This window comes from Streptomyces antimicrobicus, assembly GCF_020532625.1.
GTDB lineage: Bacteria > Actinomycetota > Actinomycetes > Streptomycetales > Streptomycetaceae > Streptomyces > Streptomyces antimicrobicus.
Map to the genome: position 1 here is coordinate 1 of NZ_JAJAUY010000192.1, position 9,348 is coordinate 9,348.

Sequence of the window (9,348 nt, forward strand, 5' to 3'; positions counted from 1 at the left end):
CCGCCCCGCCGGTCAGCAGCCCCCGCCGCCCGGGCAGCGGCCCCGGCCGGGGATCACGTGCGCGGGACGGCGGCAGCTCGGACATGCGGTCTCCTCGGAGGTGGGCAGGTGCGGCGGTGCCTCAGCGGCCGGCCGGGACGAGTTCCGTGATGCCCCGGGACGACAGGTGGGCCGGGTCGGTGGCGAGGTCGGACAGCACGATCGCCGGGCGGACGCCCTCGGCCGTCAGACGGGTCCAGGTCTCCAGGACCGGGCCGCCCGGGGCGCACACCGAGCGGCGGGTACCGCGGGCGGCGCCGCCCACATCGGCGACCACCGCCGTGGTCCGGACCGCCGGGCCCGGCCCCGGCCCGGCGGCCCGGACCGCCGCGGCGACGCGGGCGACGGCGGCGCCGCCCGGCTTGACCCGGCGGTCGTTCGTCAGCAGCCCGAGCCCGTACTCCAGCTCGGGGAAGTCGGCCAGTTCCCGTGCCACGTCGTGCGAGCACCACCAGGTCACCCCCCACACGTCCCGGCAGTCCAGCACGTGCCCGAGCGTCGCCTCGGCGAACGCCGCGGCCCGCTCCGGCGGGATCAGCGGCGCCGGCGCCCCGACCTCCTGCAGCCACACCGGCCGTCCCGGCTCCACCGCGTAGGCCTTGGCCAGCTCGACCAGGTACGCCGCGTGCAGCTCGGTCGCCGCCCCGGCGGGCCCGTACCGCTGGGCCGTGCCGTTGAACACCCACGCGTGCACCACCGAGGCCGCGCCCAGCCGGGCCGCCTGCGCGCCCGTGAAGGGGTGGTCGTCGCGGTACCAGACCGCGTCGTCCTCGGCGTGCACGTGCGCGCGCCCCGGCGCGCCCGCCGCGCACGCGGCCAGCATCCGCTCCAGCCAGGCCTGCGCCTGCTCCGGGGTGACCCGGTCGGGGTCGGGGTGCGGCCGGTCCGCGAACTGGTTCACCTCGTTGCCGACCGTCATGCCCAGGAAGTGCGGCCGGTCCGCCAGCGCCCCCGCCAGCGTGCGCAGGTACTCCTCCTGGCCCGCGACGACGTCCGGGTCCGCGAACAGGCTGCGCCGGTGCCAGGTCCGCGTCCACGACGGCAGGAAGTCGAAGCTCGACAGGTGGCCCTGGAGCCCGTCCACGACGACGTCCAGCCCCCGTTCCCCGGCCGCGTCGGCGAGGGCCACCAGCTGCTCCACCGCCCGCGGCCGGACGAGCGCCCGGTTCGGCTGGAACAGCGGCCACAGCGGGAACACCCGTACGTGGTCCAGCCCGAGCCCCGCGATCGAGTCGAGGTCGGCCCGCACCTCGGCGAGGTCGAAGTCGAGCCAGTGGTGGAACCAGCCGCGGGTCGGGGTGTAGTTCACGCCGAAGCGCACGGTGTCGCGCATGGGGCCGTCCTGTGGTGTGGAGACCGTAGGGAAGCCGATTCCCGGCGCTCACAAACTGCCGCCCCCGCTCCGGGACGTCAACACGCCCTCGGTGGGCGCCGGACGGCCCCTGACCTGATCGGTGCCCCCGCCGTCCGGGCCGTCCCTCGTCAGCGGCGCCCGACCTCGACGCGTCGTCGGCCGAAGCCCTTCGAACGTGGCCCGACTCGTGCGGTTCAGCCCGCGGCGGGCCGCCTGCGGCGGCGGTGCCTCCCCGTGCCGATGACCAGGCCGCCTCCGACGGCCGCCATCAGGCCCGCGACGCCGAGCAGCCGGCCGGTGCCGCGGCTGTCGGCCCCGGTTTCGGCCAACCGGCCGTCTTCTTCGGGGCCTCGGGCCTGGTCGTCCCCGGGCCGGGGCCGGCCGTGGCCGGCAGTCCCACCCGGGTCGGGCGTCCGACCCGGCTCCGCCGGCTCGCCGTGGCCGGGGTCGCCGCCGTTCCCCGGCTTCCCGCCGGCGCCGGGGTCCTCGCCGCCTCCCGGGCCCTCGCCGCCTCCCGGGTCCTCGCCGTTGCCGGGGTCTTCGCCGTTGCCGGGGTTCTCGCCGTTGCCGGGGTCTTCGCCGTTGCCGGGGTCCTCACCGTTGCCCGGGTCTTCGCCGTTGCCGGGGTCCTCACCGTTGCCGGGCTCCTCGCCCCCTCCCGACGGAGCGACGATCACCGACGCCGCGTGGGCCGTGCGGGACTTCACCTCCTCGTGCGTCACGCTGCTGCCGCTGAGGCCGAAGTAGACGTCCGTGAGCGCTGCCCGCGCGCCGAACCGCGCCCGGACGGGGAGGGTGAGCACGCTCGTGGGGACCGCCATGTCCCGGGCGAGGTAGACCAGGGGCTCGCCACCGGCGGGGACGAACGGCAGGTCCTGCCACGCTCCCCGCACGTACGCCTGGAGCTGCACGTCCCGCTCGGGCACCAGCCCCCCGGAATGGACGACCAGGACGAGGTGGTAGCGCTCCGCCTCGCCGCCCCGCGAGTGGTCCACGACGGCGGAGAACTCGCCCCAGTCCCCGCCCGCCACGAACGCCTCGGGCATGCCCTCCAGCCCCAGCACCGGCGCCTCCGCTGCCGTGGGGGCAGCGGGGGAGTCCTGCGGCACGGCGGGCGGCGCGACGTCCGCCGCATCGCCCCGCTCACCCGCGGTCGCCGATGCGGCGGACCGGCCGGCCGCCGTCGCGGGTACGGCCCCCAGGGCCGCGGGCGTCATCGCGGCGACGGCGGTGGCCATCGCCAGGTGCTTCACCTTCACTTCTTCACCCCTGCACGGTGCGGATCGTTCCCCTCACCCTCGTGACGGGAGCCGCATTGCAGTAGGGCCGTCCGCCCGATGCACCCATGGACCCGATCTATGCCGGCACGCGGACCGGCATGGATCTGCCCTGTGCATGCATCGGCCGCTCCCCCCTGGGCACGGAGGGCCGGTTGCGGTGATGCTGGGGCCGCGAGGACGCGGCCGCCCGTCAGCCGGCGTCCTGCGGAACCGCCGCCACCAGCGCGTGCGCCCGCTCGGTCGCCCGCCCGCCGGCCTTCGCCCCGACCGCTTCGAGGAGGCCCTTCCTGCGCGCGAGCTGGATGTGGGACTTGACGGTGCCCAGCGGCAGGCCCGTGATGTCGACGAGGCTGCGCACCGGCGACCGGATACCGGCATCCGCCAGCCGCTCGTAACGCAGCGCGACCGCAGCCAGATAGGCGTCCGTGGGTCGCGTGTACGACTGAAGGAGCGCCTCCACGCGCTCGGCGAGGGGGTAGCGCACCGCTTGCCGCGTCCGGTGCAGCCGACGCGCGGCGCCGGCGGCCTCGGCCGGCCGCATCTCACGCAGCACCGTCGTGGTCACCCCCCGCCCCACGGCGGCCGGGTCGCCACCGGCGGCGGGCTGGATGAAGACATAGGCGGGCGCCGTGCCCGCCGATCCGTGGGGGAAGAAGTGCCATGCCTCGAACGCGCCGTGCCCGAGCTCCTCGCGCACCCAGTCGCCCCCCGGCCCCGCCAGCTCCGCCACGCCCTGGGGCGGCCGCGCGGTGCGCTGTCGGGCCGCGTCCGGTGGCCGCGGGGTCGTCGGCTTGAGCTCCTCGTCCGCCATCCCGCCACCGTATCCGGATCCATCCGGCCCCGTCATGTCCGGCTGAGACAGTGGACCTCCTCACTCCATCCCGACTTGACCTGTCCGGATGAGTCATGGCTAGCTGAAATTGGTCGCGCCGGTCGTGCCGACCCGTCCACACCTGCCCAGCGCCCCCGCCGGCCGGCCCCCGACCACCCAGGAAAGGCCCGATGCGCATCTCGGCCCGAGTCCCCGACCTGCCCGCCCTCGACCTCCTCCTCAGCGTCATCGACCTCGGCAGCCTCGGCCGGGCCGCCCAGGCGCACCACATCACCCAGCCCTCGGCGAGCTCCCGCATCCGCTCCCTGGAACAGCTGGTCGGCACCCCCGTGCTGCAACGGACCACACTCGGCTCCCGACCCACCCCCGCCGGCACGCTGATCGCGGCGCTGGCGCAGGACGTCATCGAGGCCGCCCAGCGCCTGGACGCCGGGATCTCCACCCTGCGGGACCGGCGCAGCGCGCAGATGAGCGTGGCGGCCAGTCAGACGGTGGGGGAGTACCTCTTCCCCCGCTGGCTGAAGGACCTGCGGGCGCGGACCCCCGGCATAGCCGTGACGCTGGACGCCGGCAACTCCGCCGAGGTGGCCGAGGCGGTCCTCGACGGCCGGTTCCCGATCGGTTTCATCGAGAGCCCGCACGTCCCCAAGGGGCTGGCCGACCGGGCGGTGGCGCAGGACGAACTGCTGGTGGTGGTCGCGCCCCGGCACCCCTGGGCCCGCCGTACCGCGATCACCGTCGAGGAACTGGCCTGCGCCGAGCTCGTCCAACGCGAGCCGGGTTCCGGCGCCCGCACCGCATTCGAGCGCGCCGTCGAGGCGCACGTCCCCGACTGGAAGGCCGCACCACTGCTGGAGCTCGCCTCCACGACCGCGATCAAGAACGCCGTCATGAGCGGCGTCGGCCCCGCCGTGATGAGCTCGCTGGCCGTCGCCGACGACCTGGCGGCCGGAACCCTCACCGCCGTCACCGTCTCCGGCCTGCGTATCCCCCGCCGGCTGAGGGCCGTATGGCCCGTCGGGCAGCGTCCCGTCGGCGCGGCCCAGGACCTGTGCGCCATCGCCTGCCGCCCCCGCCCGTAGCGCCCCGCCCTGTGAACCCCGACCGCAACGGAAGGACCCCCGCTCGACGGTCGAGGTCGCCCTGGCCACCGACCCGACAACCCGCCTCGGCGCGGGACTTCTCTGCGATGATCAGTCGGTCGGAACGCCGGGAAGAGGGGGGCGGCACGCGGCATGGCCCGCAGACCCACCATCAAGGACATCGCCCGCCGGGCCGGAGTCTCCGAGAGCGCCGTCTCCTTCGCGCTCAACGGCCGGCCCGGGGTCTCCGACGGCACCCGCGCCCGGATCCGCCGGGTCGCCGAGGAGCTCGGCTGGCGGCCCGACAGCGCCGCCCGCGCCCTGTCCGGCGAACGGGTCGGCGCCGTCGGGCTGGTGCTCGCCCGGCCCGCCCACACCCTCGGCGTGGAGTCGTTCTTCCTCCAGCTCGTCTCCGGCATCCAGGAGGCGCTCTCGGCCGCCGGGACCCCGCTGCTGTTCCAGGTGGCCGAGGACCTCGACGCCGAATGCGCCCTGTACCGGCGCTGGTGGGCCGAGCGCCGGGTGGACGGCGTCCTCGTCGTGGACCCCAGGACCCGGGACCCGCGCCCCGCGCTGCTGACCGCGCTCGGCCTGCCGGCCGTCACCGTCGGCGATCCCCGGCCGGCCCCGCCGCTGTCGTCGGTCTGGGCGGACGACGCCCGCGCCATGGTCCAGGTGCTCGACCACCTGGCCGCCCTCGGGCACCGCCGGATCGTCCACGTCGCCGGCCTGCCCGACCTCGCCCACACCGCCCGCCGGATCGACTCGCTGCGGATCGAGGCCCGGCGGCGCGGGCTGCGCCCGGACGAGGTCCGCTCGGTACCGACCGACTACTCCGACGCCGAGGGCGCCGCGGCCACCCGGCGGGTGCTGTGCGCCCCGCGGCCGCCGACCGCGCTCGTCTACGACAACGACGTGATGGCCGTCGCCGGCGCCGCGGTCGCCGCCGGGCTCGGCATCCCCGTCCCGGCCCGGCTCTCGCTCGTGGCCTGGGACGATTCCGCGCTGTGCCGGGTCACCCATCCCCGGCTGACCGCGCTGGTGCGGGACACGGCCGGGTTCGGCCGGCTCGCCGCCGAGGAGCTGCTCGCCGTACTGGCCGGTGGGCCACCGCGGGTCCGGCAGGCCGAGCAGCCGCGGCTCGAACCCCGCGAGAGCACCGCTCCGCCGCCGCCCGCATACTGATGGCGACCCCTTCCAGGAGCACACACCGATGACGACTCCCAGCTCGGCCCTGACCACGCCCCGCCAGGGCGCCGCCTCCGCCGGCCTGACGGTGGCCGTCGACATCGGCGGCACCAAGATCGCCGGTGCGCTGGTGCACCCCGACGGCACCATGCCGGTCACGGCCCGCCGGCCCACCCCGCGCGACGTCGACGCGGACGCGGTGATGGCGGCCGTCGCCGAGGTCGTCGCGGACCTGGCCGCCGCGCCGCAGTGGTCCGGAGCGGCCCGCTGCGGCATCGGCAGCGCCGGGCCGGTGGACGCGTCGCGCGGCACGGTCAGCCCGGTCAACATCGGCGCCTGGCGGGACTTCCCGGTCCAGGCGCGCGTCGCGGCGGAGCTCGCGCGGCACGGCGCCGAGGTGCCGACCGTGCTCGTCGGCGACGGGGTCGCGATGACGGCGGCCGAGCACTGGCGTGGCGCGGCCCGCGGCCACGACAACGCGCTGTGCATGGTGGTCTCCACCGGCGTGGGCGGCGGACTGGTCCTCGGCGGCCGACTCCACCCGGGCCCCACCGGCAACGCCGGCCACATCGGACACATCAGCGTCGACGTCGAGGGCGAGGTCTGCGCCTGCGGAGGCCGCGGCTGCGTCGAGGCCATCGCCTCCGGCACCGCCATCGCCCGCTGGGCCCGCGCCCAGGGCTTCACCGGTCCGGACCGTACGGCGGCCGGCGTCGCGGCGGCGGCCCGCGCCGGCGAGCCCGTCGCCCTGGCCGCCTTCGACCGCGCCGGGCGCGCCCTGGCCGCAGCCGTCGCCGCCACGGCGACGCTGGTGGAGACGGACATCGCGGTGATCGGCGGCGGGGTGGCGGCCGCCGGGGACGTGCTCTTCGGGCCGGTCCGGGCGCACCTGGCGACGTACGCCACGCTCTCGTTCGCCGCCGGACTGGAGGTCGTCCCCGCCCAGCTGGGCACCGACGCCGGCCTGATCGGCGCGGCCGCCGCCGCGGCCGCGCTCCTGGACTCCTGACGAGCGCTTCCGGCTACGGCTTGACCGAGCGGTAGTACCGCTGCGCGCCCTGGTGCAGCTCCAGCGGGTCGGTGTAGATCGCCGTGCGCAGGTCCACCAGCTGGGCGGCGTGCACCTCGTGGCCGATCCCGTCCCGGCTGAGGAGCACGGTCCGGGTGAACCGTTCCGCCAGCGCGGTGCCGGTCCGGTCGGTGGTCACCAGCAGGTTCGGCACGGCCAGGGTCGTCACCGCCGAGGTGTTGCGGGCCCGGGCGTAGGCGTCCTGCGGCATCACCGCCGGCCGGTAGTGGCGCGCCATGATCCCGCCGCTCTGCATGGCCTCCACCAGGTCGCCGAGGGGCACCAGGCGGATCTCGTAGCGCTCCGACAGCTCCCGGACCGCGTTCGTCGGCAGTCCGCCGGACCAGAAGAAGGCGTCGATCCGGCCCGCCTCCAGCTCCGCCGGCATCTGGTCGATCCCTATCGGGACCGTCGTCAGGTCCTTGAGCAGGTCCAGCTTGGCCGCCGTGAGCAGCCGCTCCGAGACCAGCCGCACGCCGGAGCCGGGCTGCCCGATCGCCACCCGCTTGCCCTTGAGGTCCGCCGCCGAGTGCACCGGCGAGGCCGCCGGCACCACCAGCTGCACGTAGTCGTCGTACAGCCGGGCCACGCCGCGCAGCCGCTCCGCCCCGGGCCTGCGGTCGAGCTGGTACTTGGCCACCGCGTCGGCCGTGGCGATGGTGACGTCCGCCTCGCCCGTGGCCACCCGCTGGAGGTTCTGCTGCGAGCCCTCGCTCGGCACCAGGGTCACGTGCACCTCCGGCATGTCCCGGTTCAGCGCCTGCCGCAGCAGCTCGCCGTAGCGGTGGTAGACCCCAGTGGGGACGCCGGTGCTGAAGGTCAGCCGGCCGGTCGGCTCGGGCTGCCCGAACGGCCACAGCCACCACGTCAGCACCCCGAGCGCCGCCAGCACGGCGAGCAGGCCCCGCACGGCGCGGCGCCTGCTGACCTGGGGGAGTGCGAGGGGCATGCCGGCGATCCTGCCACCCGTCCGGCCGTCCTGTCACGGCCGGACCGGGTGACCCGCGCGGGCGGGGGCCGCACCCGCCGGGGGCCTTACCCTTGTCGGGTGAGTGTTGAGGGCGAGGCGACTGTGAAGACCTACGAGGTGCGCACCTACGGGTGCCAGATGAACGTGCACGACTCCGAGCGGCTCTCGGGCCTCCTGGAGGACGCCGGCTACGTCCGCGCACCCGAGGGCACCGGCGAGGGCGAGGCCGACGTCGTCGTCTTCAACACCTGCGCGGTCCGCGAGAACGCCGACAACCGCCTGTACGGCAACCTCGGCCGTCTCGCCCCGATGAAGGCCGCCCGCCCCGGCATGCAGATCGCCGTCGGCGGCTGCCTGGCGCAGAAGGACCGCGACACCATCGTCACCAAGGCCCCCTGGGTCGACGTGGTCTTCGGCACCCACAACATCGGCAAGCTGCCCGTGCTGCTGGAGCGCGCCCGCATCCAGCAGGAGGCGCAGGTCGAGATCGCCGAGTCGCTGGAGGCCTTCCCCTCCACGCTGCCGACCCGGCGCGAGTCGGCGTACGCCGCCTGGGTCTCGATCTCCGTCGGCTGCAACAACACCTGCACCTTCTGCATCGTCCCGGCGCTGCGCGGCAAGGAGAAGGACCGCCGGCCCGGCGACATCCTCGCCGAGGTCGAGGCCCTGGTCGCCGAGGGCGTGTCCGAGATCACCCTGCTCGGGCAGAACGTGAACGCCTACGGCTCGGACATCGGCGACCGCGAGGCCTTCAGCAAGCTGCTGCGCGCCTGCGGGAAGGTCGAGGGCCTGGAGCGCGTCCGCTTCACCTCCCCGCACCCGCGTGACTTCACGGACGACGTGATCGCCGCGATGGCCGAGACCCCCAACGTGATGCCGCAGCTGCACATGCCGCTGCAGTCCGGCTCGGACCGGGTCCTGAAGGCGATGCGCCGCTCGTACCGGCAGGAGCGGTTCCTCGGGATCATCGAGAAGGTCCGCGCGGCCATCCCGCACGCGGCGATCTCCACCGACATCATCGTGGGCTTCCCCGGCGAGACCGAGGAGGACTTCGAGCAGACCATGCACACGGTCCGCGAGGCCCGCTTCGCCAACGCCTTCACCTTCCAGTACTCCAAGCGGCCCGGCACGCCCGCCGCCGAGATGGACGGCCAGATCCCCAAGGAGGTCGTGCAGGAGCGGTACATGCGCCTGGTCGCCCTCCAGGAGGAGATCTCCTGGGAGGAGAACAAGAAGCAGGTCGGCCGGACCCTGGAGGTCATGGTCGCCGAGGGCGAGGGCCGCAAGGACGGCGCCACGCACCGGCTGTCGGGCCGGGCCCCCGACAACCGCCTGGTCCACTTCACCAAGCCGGACGTCGAGGTCCGTCCCGGCGACGTGGTGACCGTCGAGATCACCTACGCCGCCCCGCACCACCTCCTGGCCGAGGGCCCGACCCCGGCCACGGCCGTACGCCGCACCCGCGCCGGCGACGCCTGGGAGAAGCGCACCGCCGCGGCGGCGGCGAAGCCGGCGGGCGTCATGCTGGGCCTGC

8 protein-coding genes are annotated in these 9,348 nt (G+C 75.5%); 4 read left to right on the plus strand and 4 right to left on the minus strand.

Features of this window, described 5'->3' with window-relative positions; translation table 11 throughout:
- Window positions 1-121: 121 nt before the first annotated feature.
- The 3 genes from LG632_RS28285 to LG632_RS28295 form a co-directional block, all read right to left on the minus strand.
- Window positions 122-1,372: a glycoside hydrolase 5 family protein gene (locus LG632_RS28285; protein ID WP_226730524.1), complete on the minus strand. Its 1,251-nt coding sequence runs from the start codon at window positions 1,370-1,372 to the stop codon at window positions 122-124.
- Window positions 1,373-1,587: 215 nt separating this feature from the next.
- The gene (locus LG632_RS28290; RefSeq protein ID WP_226730525.1) at window positions 1,588-2,646 is read right to left on the minus strand and encodes a hypothetical protein; all 1,059 of its coding nucleotides are present in this window, start codon (window positions 2,644-2,646) and stop codon (window positions 1,588-1,590) included.
- Between the two features lie 217 nt (window positions 2,647-2,863).
- The gene (locus LG632_RS28295; RefSeq protein WP_226730527.1) at window positions 2,864-3,484 is read right to left on the minus strand and encodes a hypothetical protein; all 621 of its coding nucleotides are present in this window, start codon (window positions 3,482-3,484) and stop codon (window positions 2,864-2,866) included.
- Between the two features lie 191 nt (window positions 3,485-3,675).
- Here LG632_RS28295 and LG632_RS28300 point away from each other — a divergent pair, with 191 nt between their 5' ends.
- From LG632_RS28300 to LG632_RS28310, 3 genes are all read left to right on the plus strand, one after another.
- Window positions 3,676-4,587 carry a LysR family transcriptional regulator gene (locus tag LG632_RS28300; protein WP_226730529.1) on the plus strand — a complete coding sequence of 304 codons (912 nt, stop codon included), beginning with the start codon at window positions 3,676-3,678 and terminating at the stop codon, window positions 4,585-4,587.
- Window positions 4,588-4,740: 153 nt separating this feature from the next.
- Window positions 4,741-5,772, plus strand: a complete 1,032-nt coding sequence (locus LG632_RS28305; RefSeq protein WP_226730530.1) for a LacI family DNA-binding transcriptional regulator — start codon at window positions 4,741-4,743, stop codon at window positions 5,770-5,772.
- A gap of 28 nt (window positions 5,773-5,800) precedes the next feature.
- Window positions 5,801-6,784 (plus strand): ROK family protein, encoded by a 984-nt coding sequence (locus tag LG632_RS28310; RefSeq protein WP_226730532.1) that lies wholly within the window; start codon window positions 5,801-5,803, stop codon window positions 6,782-6,784.
- 13 nt (window positions 6,785-6,797) lie between these two features.
- Here LG632_RS28310 and LG632_RS28315 read toward each other — a convergent pair whose 3' ends face one another.
- On the minus strand, window positions 6,798-7,793 hold the full coding sequence (locus tag LG632_RS28315) for a TAXI family TRAP transporter solute-binding subunit (protein WP_226730534.1): 996 nt from the start codon (window positions 7,791-7,793) through the stop codon (window positions 6,798-6,800).
- Window positions 7,794-7,952: 159 nt separating this feature from the next.
- Here LG632_RS28315 and miaB point away from each other — a divergent pair.
- Window positions 7,953-9,348: tRNA (N6-isopentenyl adenosine(37)-C2)-methylthiotransferase MiaB (miaB, locus tag LG632_RS28320; RefSeq protein WP_264202360.1), on the plus strand; the 1,396-nt coding region annotated here is incomplete at its 3' end.